Consider the following 21,599-nt stretch of genomic DNA (forward strand, 5'->3'; position numbering starts at 1 on the left):
ATTTTATCTCACTATTTGCGGGCAGTAAAACTCCCACCTCAAAATTCGGCTGTAGCAAAGAAGTTAGGTGGGAGATCAACTGCCCATAATAGCACGATTGGTGAGGGTTGAATAAAGTTGTAACGATATTATTATTTTCTCATAAATTGATATTATGTGTAAGAAAGGAGGGAATATCTTGTCTTGCATCAACAAGAGTTGTTTTAACATTTGCTTAGAATCTATAGTTAATCCAAATGGTGGGGCAGAAATATTTGTAAGGTGCAATGATGAATGTCCATCTAATTTCAATGTAATACCATTCATTGCATGTATAGCTATTTCAGTAAAGGATGATTTTAGTTTCTTATCTTATTTAGATAGTTTAATAAAACGTTAATTAACTATCCAATTAATATTAAAGAAGCACCTAATTTATTAAATTTAGTAAGAGAGTTGTATCCGAATTTAAGTAACTGCATATATTGTTAAGAGAAAGGAGGGAGAGTTATGGCATGTACTACGAATAATGTTTGTTTTGATGTGTGCCTTAAGATTACAATTACCCCTGGAAGTGGAATTGATGCAGTAGTGGATTGTGGGGGTACATGTGGGACAAGTCCTACAATTGTAATTAGTTCTAGTGGATCAATTGTTATTACTTTACCATTAATTGCATGTTTCTCAATCTCGCTAAACGATGATTTAAGTGTTGCATCTTCATTAACAAGCCTCTATTTTCAAACTTCTTAAGAAAGATACAGAAATGAAAAGCCTGCCTGCTACTTTTCTTTTGATCTAATGTAAAAATAAAAAAGATGGTTACAACCATCTTTTTTATTTTGCTATATATTTAAAATAAATTCATATATTATTTGGTGGTAAGAATATACAATTAAAAGCATTCAGTGTTTCTTTTTTGTTCGATGAGGTAAGAAATTGCTTCTATATGATCACCAATGATTTGTTGCGTTGCTAATGAAAGAAAACCTTCTTGAGAGAAGTGTTTTTCTGGTCGAACACGATTCATCTTATCAACATCGACAGAATGGGCATTTTTCACATGAAGGCCTGCTAAAATTGTTTTAACTTGACTTGAGGTAGGTGAAAGAAGTGAATCAAAACCAATTGTATCAATACATTTGCGACTAAAAGCATGAGGCACAGCAATTGTGGATCCCATCCCTAAATCCTTTCGATTACATGCTAAATTCACAACATATTTACATGCGGTCACGATAGAATAAGGAAATCGATACATATAGTAATACTCTAACTTATTTAAAGCTAAATCTGTACCATTTTGAACAGATTGTACAAATGGTAATAGATCAGAACTAGGAATTAAGAAATCACCATCTATAAATAATAATATATCACCTTTTGCAAAACGTGCGCCAACAGCACGTCCAGTATCATTACCAAGTGGCTCTTTGTAGCTAATAACTGTTGCACCACAATTCTTTGCCAATGCCTCTGTTTTATCTGTTGCTCCATTAACAATAATGATAATCTCTAAAGGTTTTAATTTTTGTACCTCATAAATTACAGATTCTATCGTTTTTTCTTCATTTTGAACAGGGATGATAACCGATAATTGTTTATCCCCATAAGTATTCGAATAAAATTCTTTACCTGTACTTATTTTTGGCATATATTTTTGTTCGCCGTTTTGAAGCCCTAAAATAATATCCCGCCTTCGGCTACTATCAGTGTAGTTTCCTCTTGAATCTTGCGCTATATTTATCCAATGTTCAATAGCTTCAAGATGATAACAAGTGAGTTGTTTTGAAGGGAAGGAGGGGATTTGAGGTATATAAATTTTTAGATGATTGCAAATCTGAAATTTATATTTAATAATTTTCATTTGTGCCAATATCGGATTTGATAAACTTTCTGGAGTAATTGCCTCTAGAACTTTTTTTGTTATTGCATAGGGAGGAAATAATAATGAGTTAACATTTAAATCTGAACGATGAAAAAAATGATTCGTAACTTGCTGCCACATCATTGCTATATTAGGCCGTTGCTTCTTATAAAAAAAATAATCCAAATTATTTAATACTACATCAGCGGATCCGTCTAGTAATGGTTGAAGAAATTGTATAAGTGTGGAAGATTGAATAATGTAATTTTCATCTAAAAATAATAGGCAATTACCTCTTGCCTTTTTTGCTCCAATTGTATAACAAATATTATATTCTGTTGATTCTTCTAGTGTAATAACTTTACAACTGTAAGATCGTGTAATATCAATACAATCATCAATACATCCGTTAATAATAAGAATAACTTCTAAAGGTTTCAGTTGTTGACATGCTTTTAGAATTTCGGGTAAAACGCTTGTTTGATGCTGTATGGGGATAATAATAGAGATTGGATTTTTACACATAAGTAGTCTCCTTTTTAATCAGAGGTAGTTATTAATAAGAATAGATAAAATAGGAGATAAATATTTTCTTGTTACAAACATAGCAATTATTTAGTTTTATCTGCCTCCGAATTTTCATTAACTGAATTAGAACCTTTGTTTATACCAGAAGCTATTAAATTATTGAGAACACTAAGATCTAATTGCATAGGGATTGAGTTTTCGGATGTAGTTTTCTCATTTTCTTTTTTTGTAGTTAATATTGTTCTTATGGTTTTTATTTCTTTATATTGTTTTAAGATGATGAAAAAACCAGAAATGATTAAGAGAAAAGACAAAGAAGTAAGCAAAAATATTATCTCCAACATAAAATATCCTCCTTCAAAAAGAAAATTATAATAATATTATCTAATTAGGTATTTAATGATACTCCATATTTTTATGGTTGAATGCAATAAGAAGAAATTCGTATTAATGAGTTCGCTTTTCTAAATATATGCAAAATTTCAGTAAAAGTTACTGGTTTTTAAGTTAGAGGAAATAATTATAGGTACGTTGTACAATCTAATGAATTAAAGATTTATTTGTAGTGTAAAGGTATATATTATATAAGCTACACGTCATTATATAAAAGTTAAACAGGGTGTAACTTTATAGAAAAAGAGCATTTAATTGGACAAATAATTAATTATGTGAAATAATAATAACAGATAAGGAGACGTTGTTTTTCCTTAAGTGCTTCGAATTAATTTTATTCAATAAGAGAAGGTGTGCTTAAAGAAGTTAAATTAAATAAGGAGCTGTTTTATTATATGCAACAAAATAATGATTTAAATTTTGAACCTCAAGACGTTAATATTGTCAATCCTAAACAAGCCAGGAAAGCAGTAATTGCTACTGGTATAGGGAACGCAATGGAGTGGTTTGACTTCGGATTATACGCGTATTTAGCGGTAATTTTAAGTCAATTATTCTTCTCAGGTGTTGATAATAGTGGATTGCAACTTGTACTTACATTCGGTACATTTGCAGCAGCCTTTCTCGTTCGACCAATCGGAGGTGTATTCTTTGGTAGAATAGGAGATAAGTACGGCCGAAAAATCGTGTTAAGTACTACTATTATTTTAATGGCACTTTCTACATTATTCATCGCATTACTACCAACCTATGAACAAATTGGTGTATGGGCACCAATACTACTTTTAGTTGCCCGAATGATTCAAGGCTTCTCTACAGGCGGCGAATATTCAGGAGCAATGGTTTATATCGCAGAATCTTCTCCAGATAAAAAGCGTGGTATACTCGGTAGTGGTCTTGAAATTGGAACACTCTCAGGTTACATTGCTGCATCGGTAATTGTTACCATTTTGACGTTATTGTTAACAGATGAGCAAATGCTCAGCTGGGGATGGCGTATTCCATTCTTAATAGCTGCACCAATTGGTTTGGTCGGTTTATACTTACGCCGTCATCTAGATGAATCTCCAATCTTTGAAGAGATGGAAAAAGCACAAGAGGAATCTGAAGACAATGAACAATTTTCATTTATGGATATTATTAAATATCACAAAAAAGACTTCTTATTAAGCACAGTAATTGTCGCCTTCTTTAATATTACAAATTATATGATTCTTTCGTATATTCCTTCTTATCTAACTCAAGTACTTAAAGTCGAAGAAACAACAGGCTTATTAATTATTTCTATTACGATGGCACTTATGATTCCACTAGCACTATATTTCGGTAAATTAAGTGATAAAATTGGTAATAAACGTGTTGTGCAAATTGGTTTACTTGGTTTAACTGTATTTGCAATTCCAGCATTTTTACTAATAGGTAACGGACATATTGCAGCTATATTTGCAGGTATTTTCGTACTAGGTTTCTTCTTAAGTGTATATGAAGGAACATTACCTTCATTATTACCATCACTCTTTTTCACTGATGTACGTTATCGAGCACTTTCGATCTCATTTAATATTTCTGTATCGATATTCGGTGGAACAACACCGCTTGTATGTTCATACTTAGTTCATGCAACTGGTAACCCGCTCGCACCGGCATTTTATTTAGCAGGTGTAAGTATTATTGGATTAGTTGTATTTAGTGTACTATTCGTTACGACTTCAGGGCGTGCGCTAAAAGGTTCATATCCTACAGTAGAAACGAAAAAAGAAGCACACCAAATCGCTAAAGAAGATCCTGAAGAAACACTTTGGTGGCATGAAGAGTCATTAGAAATTGAAGCAGGGAAGAATGCTTCCATTTAAAAAGCAACGTAGAAGTATAAAAAGACTCCTATGAATATAGGAGTCTTTTTGTTACGTTATTTCTTTCGTTTCTTCAAACTTTTTTGATATGCATAAAGCTTATGAATCTCTTCCATAAATTCATGTAGAAGTACAGTGTTTGCACCATTTGAATACCGCACCGTATTATAAGCATCTATAATAATATCACTTTGAATATTTACATCTTCTTCATCGTTTATTCTTTCTAGCCAAGCCTCAACAGTTTCTCCCCGTTTTCTATTTAAAGGAGAGGTTAACTTACTCTCTAGCTTGAAAATTTCCTTCCGAATTTCGTTATGTGGCGGTTTATTTCGTTTAAAACGATTTTGGCTTATTCCTTCTTTATCAGTAATGATAGTAGATTCGAAGGCGGGCATATTTGGTAAACTTAAATGTTTTCGTTTTTTTACTATTTTCCAAACGACGTAAATAGCGATAGCTGTACAGACTATTATTGTAGCGCTATTTATGAGTATTGGATCAAAATCAGGAATTTTTTTTCCGTCTTCAATTTTGGGTTTTAAGAGATGTCCTTTATTTGCCCAAACATCTTCAGTATCTTTTAATTCCGCTGCTTTAATTAATGGCATTAAAGCATAGCCGACGCCTAATGCGACTACTTCCGTTATAAAACCAAAAATAAGTCGAATGAAAGGAAATACTTGAACAATTAATATACTCATTAAGCCAATCGTAATGATAGAAGCAAAACGTAATAGTTGTTGTTTGCGATTTGCCCCGGTTAACCAAAATGTAATCATAAGATGCAAGGCTAACATTAATAGTTTCCACAACGGTGGAAAGGGTGCATAAAATATAGCTGAAACGACAAACCATACAATACCACCTAAAGATTTTTGAACTGGATATCCAGGTCCGACCACATGTACGATAAAGAAAAATAGTGGTAATATGATTGTGCCAAAAAGAGAAAAAGGTAAAAATAAAGAGAAAAGAACGATTTGAAGAACTAAAAGTATTACAAATCCTGTTGTTTTTTTCTGCATAAATTTATGAATAAGAAATACTCCAATATAGCCTGTTGTTAAAAATATTGCAATACTAATTAGTTCATCTCTTTCTGTTAATAATGAAAGCAGGAGGAGCAGAATGAAATCATGAATGTGATATAGCCAAGTTTTCAACTGGTTCCACCATCCCTTCACTAGTAATGAGAAACGTTGGCTGCGAGAGAAGAGGGAGTTCATTTTTTTGTAAACCAATGTATATCATTGTAGACGATCGTTCTCTCTTTCTCTTTACATAATGAAGGAATCCTTGTTTCGGAAGTAACGTACTATCATCTGAAATACGGGCTAATTCTTCTAAAGCTTTTGCATATTGTGTTTGTCCTTCATTTAACGGTACATGTAATGCACCGCCTTCTGCTAATACACTAATAAACAATTCAAACGGAATGTGGTGCTTCGTTGTGTACTGGAAAATGTATGTTGCATATGAAATAAGTTCTTCTACATTATCTTTCCAACCAAATCCACGATCGGCAGCTAAAGAAAGACAAATCGTCCAACTATAATTTTTTACAGGTTCATATTGCTTCGCTTGTAATTGTTGCATTTTAGCAGATGCCTTCCAATGAATAGAGCGGAAAGACTCACGCTCATATCGCTTTACACCGATAATAGATGTTTCATCATTGTAAAAAGAAAAATTCGTTCGATAAAATCCATTCAAAAGTTGCTGAAGTTCTTGCAAACCTGCTACTTCTTTAGGAGAAGGATACACAATAATTTCAGTCCTTAATTTATCAAAAACAGGTAAATGTACAGTTAATAGATGAAATGGATCTTTTAATACACATTCAAACTGTTCAATTTGAAACACACCACGCTTCGTTGCGGTTAATGTTAAACCCTATTTTTGTGCCGAATGTGCGGGTTGTGAAAATGGGAAAGAGAATAATGTTTTTGATATTTGTTCAATGCCTTGCTCTTTATGCGGTATAAGGGACGAATTTAAATGAAAGTAACAAACACCATTAACGAGCGGTATGCTGGCTCCATTTTTTAAATGAATAAAAAACTGTCCAGATTCCTCAGGAAAAAGCCGTGTAGTTTGTTTCTCATTTATGATTTGAAACTTCTTCTCTATGAAAGCGACATATTTATAAATAAAAATCGCAAATATATAATAGAAGAAAAAGAGAAACATAAGCATTCGTTGCGGGAAAAAGAATGTGAAAAGTAACGCGATTGGAACGGTTAGTTGAATAATATGGAGTTGAAAAAATAAAGGCACAGTTACAACACGCTGTCCATTCATGCTTGCTCAATCTCCACAGGTACGTCAACTTCTTTTAAAATACTTTGCATTATATCATTTTTAGTCGTGCGCAGGGCACCTTCCATTGATAAGACGATACGGTGATTCCAAACAGAAGGAACTAACAATTGTATATCTTCTGGTGTGCAATATTCTCTCCCGCGTAAAAAGGCTAAAGCTTGAACAGCACGTACTAAAGCTAATGTGGCACGTGGGCTTACACCGTTAGCGATATAATCATGATTTCTTGTAGCATGAGCAAGTTTAATAATGTAATGTTCTAACGGTTCCGAAACAAATATTTCTTTTACTCGTTTTTGAGATTCTAAAATATCTTCTAATGAGATGACAGATGTGACACTTTCTAATGGTAAATCGTTCCGAAAACGTCGCATCATTTGTAGCTCATCTTCAGGAGTAGGATAACCGATTGAAATCGTCATTAAAAAGCGATCAAGCTGTGCATCTGGAAGAGGGAAAGTCCCTTGTGATTCAATTGGGTTTTGCGTCGCAATAACAAAGAACGGTTTCGGCAGAGGCGTAGATTGTTTTTCGAGCGTCACTTGTCGTTCTTCCATCGCTTCTAACAAACTCGACTGCGTTCTCGGCATTGCACGGTTAATTTCATCTGCTAGCAAAATGTTTGTCATAACTGGTCCAATTCTTAATTCGAATTCGCTTGTTTTTGGGTTGAAGTATTCAATACCTGTTACATCACTTGGAAGTACATCAGGGGTGAATTGAACGCGAGAAAAACTACCACCAATACTTTTGGAAATGGTTTTCGCCAGTAACGTTTTCCCAGTACCAGGCACGTCTTCGAGCAATACATGCCCACCAGCAAGAAGTGAAACGAGCAGTAGATCAATAACATTTTCTTTCCCAACAAACACAGATCCGATGTTTTCTTTCAATTTATTTATCATATGTACCATTCCTTTCATTATAAAAGAGCTAATATTTCTATATTTTAACAAATTATTCAGAAAATTTGTATGGTTTTTTAATTCAAAGAAATGGATATTTAATTATTAAATTACTCTTGCATATTTTGGAATATGATTATACAATATCGATATGCGATGTATCGTAAGTCGATATATCATAAGGCGATGTATCGGAGGTAGTTATAATGAATGGGAAGGCGCAAAAATATATTCCGTTAACTGAGGCGACATATTACATATTATTGTCACTCGTGAAGCCGTTGCATGGCTACGGAATTATGCAAATGGTAGAAGAGATGACAAATGGGGAAGTAAAGCTCGGCCCTGGTACTTTATATGGAAATACGACGAAATTACTAAAAGAGAAGTTAATTGTTGAAGTTGCCTCTACAGACAGAAAGAAGTGCTATGAGTTAACGCCGTTTGGGAGAGAAGTGCTGGAACTGGAGTACAATAGATTGCAGAGATCTGTAAGGAATGGAAATAGTATATTAGGGGAGTGAATGGGAAATGGAGACAAAGAAGGTATTCAAACCTTTTGCGATATGGAGTTTGGAAAAAGAAGAAGCTTTTTTAAGAAAAATGCATCAAAAAGGATGGGCTTTACAAAAGTATAATGTAATGTATACGTTTAAGAAAACTGAACCAAAAGATGTAGTATATAAAGCGGATTTTAGACTGGATTATAAAGATTCAAAAGAAAAACAAAAAGAATATATTGAAATATATGAAATGTGTGGATGGAAACATGTAACGAGTTTTGCGAAGTGGAATTATTTTTGTAAAGAAGTAGACGTGGAAAATGAGTTACCTGATATTTATTCAGACAAAGAAACGAAGATACAAAAATTTGTTGAATTGATACAGTTCGTTGCAATTATGTTTGTAATGTTAATTCCAGTGCTTTACTTATGTTTTCTTGGAGTATCAGAATCAGGATTATATAAAGGTATGGTTGGGTTTTTAGTTTGTATATATTTATATGCGTTTATTAATTTATTTAGGAAGATTAAAAAGTTGAAAAAGGAAATATTTTAACAAAGAGTGATATTCTTAGAGAAGATTATTGATGGGAATCAACTTCTCTAATTTCTATATATATTTATTTTGTTCATTCTTTTTTATATAATAAAAGACCAACTTTTTAATTCATAGAACTAACAGTTACAAAGATAATATACCATAATACCAGTAACAACACCTAAAAAAATCATAAATGAAGAAGAAATAATCAATAATAACGAACTAGCAATTAATATTAATTTAATAGATTTTTAATTTTTAAAATGGTAGTAAAGTAAAAGACTATAAATAGTAGAAACAAACCATATTGTTAGACCGTAAGGAGTCGTTATTTTCTCCCAATCGAAGATCCAAAAGTAAAAGATGACTATATGACAAGTTAATAGTAGAAATATTGATGGAAGCGTTATTTTTTTATTATTTGTTTTACCTCGCTTATGTAAACATTCCCAAAAGAGTGCGAAGTTTAACATATAATAAGGAAGAAATCCATTTTTAATTAACTTATTAAACGAAAAAATCCCTTATAGAAAAATCTATTTCTATAAGGGATAATCATGTTTTTATTAGAAAGACTGATTTTGAGCAGGTTTAATAAATTGTTCTGGGTTTTCAACAAGCCCACATACAGCGCATTGGACGCGATAAGTAGGTCCTTGATAGGCCATATGAAAAGCATTCATCGTTTCATTTGTGTATTCTTCTTCTACTTGACCAGTTTGTGGATTTAATTTGACTGGTTTTACTTGTTGCTCAAGAATATTAAAGCGGGTACGGTTTGTTTTACAACTTGGACATAGCATTGGTTCCATATGTATACACCTCCATTTGTATCATTTCTTAAAATCTTTAATTTTATGCAAGCAAAAAACTTTCTCAATATAAATAGGTGTTTAATGTATTTAAAATTCAGAAAAAATAAAATATAATAAAAGTACGAACTGGTTATGTCCAAACCAAATCTCCTGTTTTATGCCAATAAGCTGGGGGGCCGAGAAATCGGCCTCATTTTTTTGTGCTCGTTACTATAAGAAACAAGGTTTTTATGAGACATTTGTCGAAATTTTAGGGATGGATATAAAGGGGGATGTAAAATGAATTTAAAAATGAAGTACATCATTTTATATGTAGAAAAGTTTGAGGCATGTTTAAGGTTCTATAAAGATATTTTACAGTTACCTATAAAAGCAGAGCACGGAACATATATTGAATTTAATACTGGAACTACCATTTTAGCGATGAATACGCGGCAAGATGTGAAAGAATTAACAGGACTACCGCTTACAGAAGGTGAATTACAGTCTTCTCATTTCGAATTAGGATTCGTTGTTGAGAATGTACAAGAAACGATTGAGCAATTTAGAGAGCAAGGTATTAAAATTTTAGTGGAGCCAATTGTGAAACCGTGGGGACAAACAATTGCCTACATTGCCGATCCAGATGGGAATTATATTGAAATTTGCAGTTCATTAGAATAAAAGGAGAAAAAGAGATGGGGTTTCCGAGACTAGAAACAGAACGTTTACAATTAAGAGAACTAACACTGTTAGATGCAGAAACAATGTTCCGTTATTTTTCAAAAGAATCTGTTATACGTTATTTCGGAATGGATTCTTTCGAAAATATCGAGCAAGCGAAAACAACGATTCAAACGTTTAAAAATCGTTATGAAGAGGGCAGTGTATTTCGCTGGGGAATCGAGAAAAAAGGGACGGGCCAATTAATCGGAACGTGCGGATTTCATTTAATTAATAATCATCATAAACGAGCTGAAATTGGTTATGAATTAGACGATACATATTGGGGACAAGGATATGCATCGGAAGCGTTACAGGCAATTTTAACTTACGGGTTTGAAACATTGCAACTTATTAGAGTTGCTGCTGTTGTATATGTAGAAAATAAAGCTTCTCAAAAATTATTAAGTAAAGCAGGATTTCAAGAAGAAGGATTACTTCGAAAACATATGATTCAAAATGGAGTTGCTCATGATACTATTTTATATTCTTTATTAAAAGAAGAGTGGAAGAAGTAATGAGTACAAACGAACTTATAACGATTATGAAGAAGCATAGGGAAAATAGATTCATTTTAGGTATAGATGGTTTAAGTCGATCTGGAAAAACAACATTTGTAGCCAATTTAAAAGAAAATATGAAACAAGAAGGCATTCCGTTTCATATTTTCCATATTGATGATCATATAGTGGAGCGTAATAAACGATATCATACTGGATATGAAGAATGGTACGAGTATTATTATTTACAATGGGACATTGAATGGTTAAGGCAGAAATTTTTTCAAAAGCTACAACATGAAACAAAATTGAAATTACCTTTCTTTCACGAAGAAACAGATATATGTGAAATGGAAAAAGTACAGATTCCTATTGTAGGCGTAATTGTTATTGAAGGAGTTTTTCTGCAGCGAAAAGAATGGAGAGATTTCTTTCATTATATGGTCTATTTGGACTGTCCAAGAGAGACAAGGTTTCTACGTGAGAGTGAGGAGACACAGAAGAACCTTTCAAAGTTTGAAAATAGGTATTGGAAAGCAGAGGATTATTACTTAGAAACGGAATTGCCGAGGGATAGGGCGGATTTAGTCATCCAATGATTTGAAAATAGAAGGTGAATAGAATGAATATTTTATGGGATTTTGATGGGACGTTATTTGATACGTATCCTGCATATACAATAATGCTTTCTGAAATATTAGGTGACTCAGTAGAAAAACAAGAAATATACAAAAACTTAAAAATATCATACTCTCATGCAATTCAGTATTATAATATTTCATGCGAGCAGGAAGAAAAGATTAAAGTTTTGAAGGGAAAATTCACGCCAAAAGATATGAAACCTTTTGCAGGTGTCGAAGAGGTTTTGAAATTTGCAGATAAAAATGTGATTATGACCCATAAACATAGGGCAGGAGTTATGGACATTTTAAAATATTACGGCTGGGAAAAATACTTTGTAGATATGGTTACAATTGACGATGGCTTTCCCCGAAAGCCCAACTCTTTAGCTTATAATCATTTACATAAAAAGCATAATATTGATTTAGCTATTGGAGATAGAGAATTAGATTTATTACCTGCAAAAGAATTAGGTATTTCAACATGTATGTTTCAAGGTAATTGTGATGTAGCGGATTATTCTTTATCACATTACTCGGAGTTTTTTAAGATAGTGAGTGATAGAGAGTTTTCTTTATAAAAAAAGTTATTAATAAAGACTGAATCTTTTATTTTAAAGGTACAGTCTTTATTTTTTAGAACTCTTTCATTTTATTCCGTAATAACGGGCAGCCTGATTGCTTCAACTAATAATCAGTGGAGGGTGAACAAAACCTCCACTGATTAAAGTTTCACTTTATTTTCTGTATATAATAATTACTAGAGATTAAAGGATAATCGTCCATCTTTATTAAGGAAGTGGCCAGTTTATTTTAACTAAATTATGGTTATTCATGTTAATATGCACTCATAGCTATATAGAAGGGGTGGGGTTAGTATGAAAACTGAAATAGTTCCTAAAAAGAAGTACAGTATAATAAGCTATGTATCTTTACTCATCGGCATTCTGTGTTTTCTATTCGTTTTTATAACGCCAACAAGGATAGCCAATGCAGGTAATATAGTTGGGGATTATATTACAATTGCCCTTACAGGTGTAGGTATCATGCTTTCAATAATCACAATGACGAAAAGAACAGAGAAGAAGGGAATTGCTATTCTTTCATTAATACTGTCCTCATCATTTTTTATATTTTGGATCATAGCAATTATCCTATTGTTTACTGGCCAAATTAGTTTTGCGCCGTAATGTGTAATAAAAAGAGTCCTTCTCGTATGAAGGACTCTTTTTACTCGGTATCTTCAGGTTGATATTCTAAAATATCCCCCGGTTGGCATTCTAATGCTTTACATATTGCTTCTAAAGTTGAAAAACGGACTGCTTTTGCTTTTCCATTTTTCAAGATAGAAAGGTTAGCCATTGTAATTCCAACCTTCTCCGAAAGTTCTGTTACACTCATTTTTCTTTTTGCTAACATTACATCAATATTAATAATAATTGCCATATTATTCACCTCAGACCGTTAAATCATTTTCTGATTTTATATCTATAGCATCTTTTAATAGTCTTTGGAGAACGGCAGCAAAGACCGCGATTACCATTGAAGCAAAAATCATAATCATCCCGATAATAATAATGCCAGGGGCGTCATCTCTCTCTGCCACGAGATAGAAAAGTAGCATACCTAATACATATAATACACTAATTGCCAATGCGCTGTACTTAATATTTTTTAAAGCTTGAACAGATAGCTCTGAGAATGCGTTATTTTTATCAATATAGTTTAAAAGCTTAAATGTTTGGTACAGTGCGAAGTAATAAGGTATTGCTGTTGCGTATAAATTGATAAATACAAGATATTTAATATATGCAATATCTGGATATAATTCTGCGGCGAAATTTCCTATTTTAGGGACTAAAAAAATGCACATAGCAAGAACGGGGATTCCGATCAGAATTACAACGGTCTTTAAAAAGAGTGTGGATCCTTGTTTCATAAAAAGCACCTCATTTATTTAATATCTTATTAATTTAACATGAAATTTATTGTTTAACAATAAATTTTTATTTCTTTTAATCGAGGATTTATTGTTAAACAAGTAATTAATGAAAAGGATGTTAAATCTTTTTTATAAGATAAATGATACATATCGATATTTAATTAAAGAAAGAGAAAGTAACTATTGTTAGCTTTATGAGAATTGGGAACTAATAAAACATATGTAGGTTTTGGTATGGAAAAGGAAATAAGGTGTATTGAAATGAATGCAAAGTTTATGGAGGAACAATCATGTTGAATTATGGTGTGAAGATGAAAAAGTTACTATTAGTGGGAGCTATAATAGTAAGCGTATTAAGTACGGAAAGTATGATGAATTATCATTCGGCCAAAGCTAAGGTGAAAAAAGTAGAACACCAGCCTAAAAATATAATTATGATGGTTATGGACGGAACGAGTTCAACGGCGACAACATTGGCTCGCTGGTATAAAGGGGCACCGCTTACGTTAGATCAAATTGTAACAGGAGGTGTTCGTACGTTTTCGGCGGAATCAGCTATTACAGACTCGGCGCCAGCAGCAACAGCTTTAGCAACTGGAAATAAATCGAATTCAGGATATGTAGGTGTATTACCTTCTATTGTAAGTTCGCCTAGCTTACAGCCAATAAAAGAAGAAGACAAGTTACGGCCGGTCGCAAACGTATTAGAAGGCGCAAAACGTACTGGTCGTGCAACTGGCATTGTTGCTACATCTGAAATTCAGCATGCTACTCCGGCCGGATTCTCCGCTCACCATGTCAATCGCAAACATTTTGACGTAATTGCGAAGCAACAAGTGTATCAAAATATAGATGTTGTATTAGGTGGGGGAAAAGCGGCACTGCTACCTATAAAAAGTAATGGGATCCGAAAAGATGGTGAAGATTTAGTAAAGGTGATTCAAAACAAAGGATACGACTTTGTTGAAACGAAAGATGCGTTATTGAACTCCAAATCTAATAAAATTTGGGGCTCTTTCTCACATCATGCTCTTGCGTTTGATATGGATCGTATAGCAACAAATCCAGAACAACCAACACTTTCTCAAATGACAGAAAAAGCAATTCAAACATTATCAAAAGATAAAGATGGCTTCTTTTTATTCGTAGAAGGTAGTAAGCCTGATTGGGCAGCTCATGCTAATGATCCAATTGGGATGATTAGTGATGTATTGGCATTTGATGAAGCGGTAGCAAAGGCGTTACAATTTGCGAAGAAAGATGGGGATACGATGCTCATCGCTTTAACTGATCATGGTAACAGCGGCATCTCTATAGGGAATAGGAATACGACAAAAGGATACAATACTACACCGGTTTCTGCATACATTGATCCATTGAAAAAGGCGAAAATGACACTTGAAGGAACTATAAATAAACTGAAATCTGATTTATCAAATGTAGAAGATGTAGCTAAACTATACGGTTTGGATAATCTAACTCATGATGAAAAAGAAAAATTAAAAGTGGCAAAAAAGAAAATGGATGTAGGACGAATTCTTACTACATTATTGGCTAATCGTGCAAATATCGGCTTTACGACAGGAGGACATACAGGTGAGGATGTATTCTTACATTCTTATGGACCTCAAAAACCAGAAGGCTTAATCCAAAATACAGACATTGCGAAGACGATGGCGAAAGCGATGGGCTTTAACTTAGAAGAAGTAACGAATAAAATATTTTTAGAGAGTGAACAAGCCTTTAAGAAAATCGGTGCAACTGTAACAGCCAACAAAACCGAAGGAGCAAACCCGTTACTCGTAGTAAAACATAATAAAGTAGAAGCACAATTATTTGGTAACAAAAATATAATTCGTATCAATGGTAAAGGGTATGAATTAAGAAGTATTATTGTAGAGAGTAATGGAAAGTGCTATGTACCAGAAGAAGCAATTCAACTATTTGTAAAGCATTCTCGTTAAAAAATTGCCAACCAGTTAAGCTAACTGGTGGCAATTTTTTGTGTTTATTCTAAATATAAGTGTTCGAATTGTTTTGTAAAGTTTTCCATATGAGACTTGTATAAATGTTAAAGGGAAATTATATTTTTTTCTTACATTAAAAAATTTCGTTTTGTAGAATAAGAAGTTATACATATAGTAAAGTCTAATGTGTTATCAATTAATATTTACGAAAAATATATTAATACTTTAGAATTTCTTTAATGTTCATTATTTTTTATTTAAGGTTATCCGTTATATTTATAATATGTTTATTTCAATTTATTGTATTGAAGCTCAGTTTTATATAATTATAAAGCAATCATCAAAATAAAATCTCCACTAGAGTAAATTTATTATTTTTTTGCGGAAATTATTATGCAGCTAAGAAAACTGTAATTTATTGAATTAGAAATATATTAGAATTTAGTTGAAGAAAGAGAGAGGGAATAAAATGAATATAGTGCACTTACGTCCTAAACAGCGGTCTAAGTATCGCATTATGCTAGGGAAGTGGTATTACTCTACAAAGAGGTACATTCAGTGGTTAGCAGACGGAAAAACATATGCAAAAAGGTTTCAACAAGAAAAGCTACCTTGTACAGCAATTCAGCACCGAACGATATTACTTCGTAAGCTCAAAGATGTAGATATGTGGTATCAACAGAATAAGGTTGTTAATTTGAAAATTGCTGTTAAAAAACTAAATGGTATCGTCATTAGACCGGGAGAAACATTTTCTTACTGGCGTTTAATAGGTAAGCCAACGAGGAAAAAAGGGTATGTAGAAGGTATGGTATTACATTACGGATCTTTTCAAACAGGTATTGGAGGAGGTCTTTGTCAGCTTTCGAATTTAATATATTGGATGACTTTACATACACCACTGACAGTAACAGAACGATATCGTCATAGCTTTGATGTCTTTCCTGACTCTAGGCGCACTCAACCGTTTGGGAGTGGGGCGACTTGTTCCTATAACTATTTGGATTTACAAATTAAAAATGAAACGGACCAACCGTATCAACTTCACCTTTATATGACAGATGAACATTTAGTTGGTGAATGGAGAACAGTCTATCCGCAACTTTATCAATATGAAGTGTATGAGAAAGAACACTCAATTCAACCTGCATACTGGGGCGGTTATATACGACATAATGTGATTCAACGTAAAGTATATAATCAACAGAAACAGTTAATAGAAGATCAATATGTAACAGAGAATCACGCTATAATGATGTACGAACCACTATTAGCTTGTAATAATGAGAATAGTGAGTAATATGGTAATCCATAGATTAAATAGTATAGAAAATATTTAATTCTTATTTTTATTAAAAAAGCATGAATCCCAGATTTACTGGGTTTTGATTGTAACTAAGAACATATAAAAGTTCACTGTTATTTATAGGAGAGTCTGTTTGTTTTTATATCTTATGTATTTCACCCTGCATAAAAAAATATTTCTCAACATTTTATTTGTTGAAAAATATTGAATATTCGTATTATAACGAATATTATGTTGTTATCGGCAAAAAACGATAATTTGCAGACACTGGGGAGGAAATACATTGAAAAAGAAAAAGAAATTAAAACCATTAGCGGTATTAACAACAGCAGCAGTACTAAGTAGTACGTTTGCTTTTGGAGGTCACGCAGCGTATGCTGAGACACCAACATCATCTCTACCAATAGATGAGCACTTAATACCGGAGGAGCGTTTGGCTGAAGCGCTAAAACAACGGGGGGTAATTGATCAATCTGCATCACAAGCTGAGACTTCAAAGGCTGTCGAAAAATATGTTGAGAAAAAGAAAGGGGAAAACCCTGGGAAAGAAATCTTAACAGGAGATAGTCTTACGCAAGAAGCCTCTGACTTTATGAAAAAAGTAAAAGATGCAAAAATGAGGGAAAATGAACAGGCGCAGCAGCCTGAAGTAGGCCCAGTAGCTGGACAAGGTGCAGCATTGAACCCTGGGAAATTAAATGGAAAAGTACCTACTACATCAGCGAAGCAAGAAGAATACAATGGAGCTGTTCGAAAAGATAAAGTACTTGTTTTACTTGTAGAATTTAGCGATTTTAAACATAACAATATTGATCAAGAGCCAGGATACATGTATTCTAAGGACTTTAATCGTGAACATTATCAAAAAATGTTATTTGGTGATGAACCATTTACTTTATTTGATGGATCGAAGATTAACACATTTAAGCAATATTATGAAGAACAATCTGGTGGTAGCTATACAGTTGATGGGACTGTAACAGAATGGCTTACTGTTCCAGGAAAAGCATCAGATTATGGTGCTGATGCGGGTACTGGTCATGATAACAAGGGACCTTTAGGACCAAAAGATCTTGTGAAAGAAGCATTAAAAGCAGCGGTAGCAAAAGGGATAAATTTAGCAGACTTTGATCAATATGATCAGTACGATCAAAATGGTAATGGAAATAAAAACGAGCCAGACGGCATTATTGATCATTTAATGGTTGTACATGCTGGTGTTGGTCAAGAAGCTGGCGGCGGTAAATTGAAAGATGATGCGATTTGGTCACATCGTTCAAAATTAGGTTCAAAACCATATGCAATTGATGGCACGAAATCTTCTGTTTCGAACTGGGGCGGAAAGATGGCTGCATATGATTATACAATCGAGCCTGAAGACGGAGCAGTTGGTGTGTTTGCACATGAGTATGGCCATGATTTAGGCTTACCAGATGAATATGATACAAAGTACTCAGGACAAGGTGAACCTGTTGAGTCATGGTCTATTATGAGTGGTGGTAGCTGGGCTGGAAAAATTGCAGGAACAGAGCCAACGAGTTTCTCGCCACAAAATAAAGAGTTTTTCCAAAAGAATATGAAGGGGAACTGGGCGAATATTCTTGAAGTAGATTATGACAAACTTAGCAAAGGAATCGGTGTTGCAACATATGTAGATCAAAGTACTACAAAATCTAAACGACCTGGAATTGTTCGTGTTAACTTGCCGGACAAAGATATAAAAAATATCGAATCAGCGTTTGGTAAGAAGTTCTATTACAGTACAAAAGGAAATGACATTCATACAACACTTGAGACACCAGTATTTGACTTAACAAATGCAAAGGATGCTAAGTTCGATTATAAGGCATTTTACGAACTTGAAGCGAAGTATGATTTCCTTGACGTATATGCGATTGCAGAAGATGGAACGAAGACACGCATTGATAGAATGGGCGAAAAAGATATAAAAGGCGGCGCGGATACAACTGATGGTAAGTGGGTTGATAAATCATACGATTTAAGCCAATTCAAAGGAAAAAAAGTAAAACTGCAATTTGAGTACTTAACAGATATTGCAGTAGCTTATAAAGGATTTGCGTTAGATAATGCAGCCTTAACTGTAGATGGAAAAGTTGTTTTCTCTGATGATGCAGAAGGTCAGCCTGCAATGACGTTAAAAGGCTTTACTGTGTCTAACGGATTTGAACAGAAAAAACATAATTACTATGTAGAGTGGAGAAATTACGCTGGTTCTGACACTGCGTTACAATATGCACGTGGCCCAGTATTTAATACAGGAATGGTTGTATGGTATGCGGATCAAAGCTTTACAGATAACTGGGTAGGCGTTCATCCAGGTGAAGGGTTCTTAGGAGTAGTAGATTCTCATCCAGAGGCAATTGTAGGGACATTAAACGGACAACCTACTGTGAAGAGCAGTACGCGTTATCAAATTGCCGATGCGGCATTCTCATTTGATCAAACACCAGCATGGAAAGTAAATTCACCAACACGCGGTATCTTTGATTATAAAGGATTACCAGGAGTGGCAAAATTTGATGATTCTAAGCAATACATCAACAGCGTTATTCCTGATGCAGGACGTAAGTTACCGAAGCTAGGACTGAAGTTTGAAGTGGTAGGCCAAGCTGAAGACAAGTCTGCAGGTGCAGTTTGGCTTCATCGATAAAATAAGGTAAAAAGAAGAGAAGCTGCGATAAGTCGGTGAAACTGACTGATTGCAGCTTTTTTCTTCTTGTGAAAAAACTCGCTGTTTTTTATGTACTTATTGGAAAAATATGAAGTTTCTTTGATACATAAAATGCTCCGTCTGTCCAATTATAGAAGCTATTTTGGACGTAAGAAATTTGTAAGTAATGAGTAAGAAAAAAGAGATTTTCATAGTATAAAATATTTATTATAGCTACTTTTAACACCTGCTACTAATAGTGTGCTATAATATGAATTAGCAACAAAAAGGAAAGGAATTAGAACAATGACCTTAGAAAATACTAAAAATTTAAAAAACAAGTTGCTCCTTTTGAAAAATCAATGATTAAAAAAAGTGTTTGGCAACTGATCAACACAATCGTGCCATTTATTATTTTATGGTACCTTGCTTATAAAAGTTTGTCAGTTTCTTATTGGTTAACATTAGTTCCAGCACTGTTAGCCGCTGGATTTATGACAAGGATTTTCATTATTTTTCATGATTGTACCCATTATTCATTCTTTAAAAGTCGACGTGCAAATAGAATAGTTGGAACGTGTATGGGTGTTTTAACATTATTCCCATTTGATCAGTGGGGGCATGAGCATTCTATTCACCACGCTACGAGTGGTAATTTGGATAAGAGGGGTACAGGGGATATTTGGACGCTTACAGTAGATGGATATGTAGCAGCACCATTTAGACTCCGTTTAGCATATCGTTTATATCGCAATCCATTCGTTATGTTTGGGTTAGGCCCGATTTATGTTTTCTTGCTTAAAAATAGATTTAACCGAAAAGGTGCTAGAAAAAAAGAACGTATGAACACTTATTTAACGAATATTTTAATCGTTGCTATTGTAGGAATGCTTTGCTGGGCAATTGGATGGCAATCGTTTCTTTTAGTACATGGTTCTATATTTTTAATAGCAGGTTCAATAGGGATTTGGCTGTTTTACGTACAGCACACATTCGAGGATTCTTATTTTGAAGAAGATAAAGAATGGGAATATGTGAAAGCGGCAGTGGAAGGAAGTTCTTTTTATAAACTTCCAAAAATTTTGCAATTTCTAACGGGTAATATTGGATTTCATCATGTTCACCATTTAAGTCCAAGAGTACCTAACTATAAACTAGAAGAGGCACACAACAATACCCTTCCTTTAAAAAATGTACCAACAATTACGCTTGCTACAAGCTTGCGTTCACTCCGTTTCCGTCTTTGGGATGAGAAAAGTAACAATTTTGTTAGCTTTAAAGATGTCAAAACTATAATTAAAAATAATGTTTCTGTTCGGGTGAAATCTGAACTATAATTGCATCGTATATAAAATTCCCCTTAATCATTTTCGATTTAAGGGGAGTTTTTGTTTAAAGATTAGATGCCAGATAAGAAGAAAAATTAAATGTTTCAAATTGTAATGGAAGCAGATTAGGAATTGCTAGTACGTAAGTACAAATACAAGATAACAATAAATGCATTATGTTAACAAGTGGAGTTATCATGAATTTTCCATTACGATAACTGTTCATAAATCCGACGAAAATTAATAGCAAAAGGGGGATCGTACAACAGTATATCTAAAAAATTAGAAAAGACTTGAACGGAAATTTCATTCATTTTTCTTGGTGTTCCGCATTCCATACACTTAAATAGGATGCATATTCTAATTCATCTGGATTGTCATGTAACATAGAAATGAATTCTAATTTATTTCTATCACAATCTAGAAAGTATACACTTGCAGCGGGCATCCACCTTTGGACAATTGGCTCTTGATTTCCTTTTCCTTGACTTCCTATCACTTCTATTCCACGCTCCTCTAACCACGCTTTAGAAGTCATTAAAAACTCTAAATTTACACCAAAAGCAAAATGTCTCAGCTCAAAGTCTTCGATATTATTTACTTCCCATAGTCCAAGCATTTGTTTTTTATTTTCTCCGACCCAAAAGAAAGCCACTCTTCTTTTGGAGAGTTTTCTTGCTAAGGTTAATCCTAGCTTGTTTTGATAGAAATTTATCGCTTTTTCTAAATTTCTTACATGTAAATGAGTTTCGTATATGTTCTGTATCATTATGATCATTCCTTTCTTTCTTGATAACTACCAGTTGAGTAATGAATGTAGTTCTAATAATGTACAGCTATATCTGATATACCTA

21 protein-coding genes and 3 pseudogenes are annotated in these 21,599 nt (G+C 33.5%); 14 read left to right on the top strand and 10 right to left on the bottom strand.

The annotated features are described in order from the left end of the window. The first annotated feature begins 178 nt into the window (after positions 1-178). Positions 179-379 (top strand): hypothetical protein, encoded by a 201-nt coding sequence (locus tag QCI79_RS25555; protein WP_033676526.1) that lies wholly within the window; start codon positions 179-181, stop codon positions 377-379. A gap of 110 nt (positions 380-489) precedes the next feature. Then, a complete protein-coding gene (locus QCI79_RS25560) occupies positions 490-732 on the top strand; it encodes a hypothetical protein (protein ID WP_000752467.1) in 243 nt (80 codons plus the stop codon). A gap of 142 nt (positions 733-874) precedes the next feature. Here the strand turns inward: QCI79_RS25560 and QCI79_RS25565 are convergent, their stop codons facing one another. Both QCI79_RS25565 and QCI79_RS25570 read right to left on the bottom strand, forming a co-directional pair. Beyond that, a complete protein-coding gene (locus QCI79_RS25565; protein WP_000335240.1) occupies positions 875-2,371 on the bottom strand; it encodes a glycosyltransferase in 1,497 nt (498 codons plus the stop codon). An 86-nt stretch (positions 2,372-2,457) separates the two neighbouring features. After that, positions 2,458-2,718 carry a hypothetical protein gene (locus QCI79_RS25570; protein WP_000889686.1) on the bottom strand — a complete coding sequence of 87 codons (261 nt, stop codon included), beginning with the start codon at positions 2,716-2,718 and terminating at the stop codon, positions 2,458-2,460. Positions 2,719-3,162: 444 nt separating this feature from the next. On the opposite strand from QCI79_RS25570, the gene QCI79_RS25575 reads away from it, so the two are divergent. Beyond that, the gene (locus tag QCI79_RS25575) at positions 3,163-4,620 is read left to right on the top strand and encodes an MFS transporter (RefSeq protein ID WP_001186926.1); all 1,458 of its coding nucleotides are present in this window, start codon (positions 3,163-3,165) and stop codon (positions 4,618-4,620) included. Between the two features lie 56 nt (positions 4,621-4,676). On the opposite strand, the gene QCI79_RS25580 is transcribed toward QCI79_RS25575, so the two are convergent. The 3 genes and pseudogenes from QCI79_RS25580 to QCI79_RS25590 form a co-directional block, all read right to left on the bottom strand. After that, the gene (locus QCI79_RS25580; protein ID WP_000860486.1) at positions 4,677-5,786 is read right to left on the bottom strand and encodes a DUF4018 domain-containing protein; all 1,110 of its coding nucleotides are present in this window, start codon (positions 5,784-5,786) and stop codon (positions 4,677-4,679) included. Beyond that, a pseudogene (locus QCI79_RS25585) lies at positions 5,758-6,924 on the bottom strand (DUF58 domain-containing protein). The gene QCI79_RS25580 and the pseudogene QCI79_RS25585 overlap by 29 nt, the downstream one beginning before the upstream one ends. Further along, positions 6,921-7,850 (bottom strand): AAA family ATPase, encoded by a 930-nt coding sequence (locus QCI79_RS25590; protein WP_000608798.1) that lies wholly within the window; start codon positions 7,848-7,850, stop codon positions 6,921-6,923. Before QCI79_RS25590 ends, QCI79_RS25585 begins: the two are co-directional and overlap by 4 nt. 206 nt (positions 7,851-8,056) lie before the next feature. Here QCI79_RS25590 and QCI79_RS25595 point away from each other — a divergent pair, with 206 nt between their 5' ends. Both QCI79_RS25595 and QCI79_RS25600 read left to right on the top strand, forming a co-directional pair. After that, positions 8,057-8,374, top strand: coding sequence for a PadR family transcriptional regulator (locus QCI79_RS25595; RefSeq protein ID WP_001013432.1), 318 nt, complete (start codon positions 8,057-8,059; stop codon positions 8,372-8,374). A 7-nt stretch (positions 8,375-8,381) separates the two neighbouring features. Then, a complete protein-coding gene (locus QCI79_RS25600) occupies positions 8,382-8,909 on the top strand; it encodes a DUF2812 domain-containing protein (protein ID WP_000448426.1) in 528 nt (175 codons plus the stop codon). 106 nt (positions 8,910-9,015) lie between these two features. On the opposite strand, the pseudogene QCI79_RS25605 reads toward QCI79_RS25600, so the two are convergent. Next, positions 9,016-9,367, bottom strand: a pseudogene (locus tag QCI79_RS25605) (hypothetical protein). A 93-nt stretch (positions 9,368-9,460) separates the two neighbouring features. Next, positions 9,461-9,706: a hypothetical protein gene (locus QCI79_RS25610; RefSeq protein WP_000433609.1), complete on the bottom strand. Its 246-nt coding sequence runs from the start codon at positions 9,704-9,706 to the stop codon at positions 9,461-9,463. Positions 9,707-9,988: 282 nt separating this feature from the next. Here QCI79_RS25610 and QCI79_RS25615 point away from each other — a divergent pair, with 282 nt between their 5' ends. The 5 genes from QCI79_RS25615 to QCI79_RS25635 all read left to right on the top strand — a co-directional run bounded on the left by QCI79_RS25615 (position 9,989) and on the right by QCI79_RS25635 (position 12,721). Continuing rightward, entirely contained in the window at positions 9,989-10,372 is a 384-nt protein-coding gene (locus tag QCI79_RS25615) for a VOC family protein (protein WP_001049847.1), read from the top strand. A gap of 14 nt (positions 10,373-10,386) precedes the next feature. After that, complete coding sequence (locus tag QCI79_RS25620; RefSeq protein WP_000506714.1) at positions 10,387-10,929, top strand: GNAT family N-acetyltransferase; 543 nt, start codon at positions 10,387-10,389, stop codon at positions 10,927-10,929. Continuing rightward, positions 10,929-11,510, top strand: a complete 582-nt coding sequence (locus QCI79_RS25625) for a kinase (RefSeq protein ID WP_000106112.1) — start codon at positions 10,929-10,931, stop codon at positions 11,508-11,510. The genes QCI79_RS25620 and QCI79_RS25625 overlap by 1 nt, the downstream gene beginning before the upstream one ends. Before the next feature lie 23 nt (positions 11,511-11,533). Continuing rightward, positions 11,534-12,112: an HAD-IA family hydrolase gene (locus QCI79_RS25630; protein WP_001024220.1), complete on the top strand. Its 579-nt coding sequence runs from the start codon at positions 11,534-11,536 to the stop codon at positions 12,110-12,112. Between the two features lie 297 nt (positions 12,113-12,409). Further along, positions 12,410-12,721: a hypothetical protein gene (locus tag QCI79_RS25635; protein ID WP_000845560.1), complete on the top strand. Its 312-nt coding sequence runs from the start codon at positions 12,410-12,412 to the stop codon at positions 12,719-12,721. Positions 12,722-12,761: 40 nt separating this feature from the next. On the opposite strand, the gene QCI79_RS25640 is transcribed toward QCI79_RS25635, so the two are convergent. Together QCI79_RS25640 and QCI79_RS25645 are read right to left on the bottom strand one after the other, a co-directional pair. Further along, positions 12,762-12,977 (bottom strand): helix-turn-helix domain-containing protein, encoded by a 216-nt coding sequence (locus QCI79_RS25640; RefSeq protein ID WP_000974619.1) that lies wholly within the window; start codon positions 12,975-12,977, stop codon positions 12,762-12,764. 10 nt (positions 12,978-12,987) lie between these two features. Next, the gene (locus QCI79_RS25645) at positions 12,988-13,470 is read right to left on the bottom strand and encodes a DUF2975 domain-containing protein (RefSeq protein WP_000809117.1); all 483 of its coding nucleotides are present in this window, start codon (positions 13,468-13,470) and stop codon (positions 12,988-12,990) included. A gap of 293 nt (positions 13,471-13,763) precedes the next feature. Here QCI79_RS25645 and QCI79_RS25650 point away from each other — a divergent pair, with 293 nt between their 5' ends. From QCI79_RS25650 to desA, 4 genes and pseudogenes are all read left to right on the top strand, one after another. After that, positions 13,764-15,437, top strand: a complete 1,674-nt coding sequence (locus QCI79_RS25650) for an alkaline phosphatase (RefSeq protein ID WP_000935931.1) — start codon at positions 13,764-13,766, stop codon at positions 15,435-15,437. Positions 15,438-15,909: 472 nt separating this feature from the next. Beyond that, complete coding sequence (locus QCI79_RS25655; protein WP_001028242.1) at positions 15,910-16,740, top strand: VanW family protein; 831 nt, start codon at positions 15,910-15,912, stop codon at positions 16,738-16,740. A 289-nt stretch (positions 16,741-17,029) separates the two neighbouring features. Continuing rightward, positions 17,030-19,417, top strand: coding sequence for an immune inhibitor A domain-containing protein (locus tag QCI79_RS25660; protein ID WP_000727451.1), 2,388 nt, complete (start codon positions 17,030-17,032; stop codon positions 19,415-19,417). Between the two features lie 306 nt (positions 19,418-19,723). Continuing rightward, a pseudogene (gene desA / locus QCI79_RS25665) lies at positions 19,724-20,754 on the top strand (Delta(5) desaturase DesA). A 301-nt stretch (positions 20,755-21,055) separates the two neighbouring features. Here desA and QCI79_RS25670 read toward each other — a convergent pair. Then, positions 21,056-21,514 carry a VOC family protein gene (locus QCI79_RS25670; RefSeq protein ID WP_000615639.1) on the bottom strand — a complete coding sequence of 153 codons (459 nt, stop codon included), beginning with the start codon at positions 21,512-21,514 and terminating at the stop codon, positions 21,056-21,058. Positions 21,515-21,599: the final 85 nt, after the last annotated feature.

The organism is Bacillus cereus group sp. MG1 (assembly GCF_040460035.1).
GTDB lineage: Bacteria > Bacillota > Bacilli > Bacillales > Bacillaceae_G > Bacillus_A > Bacillus_A cereus.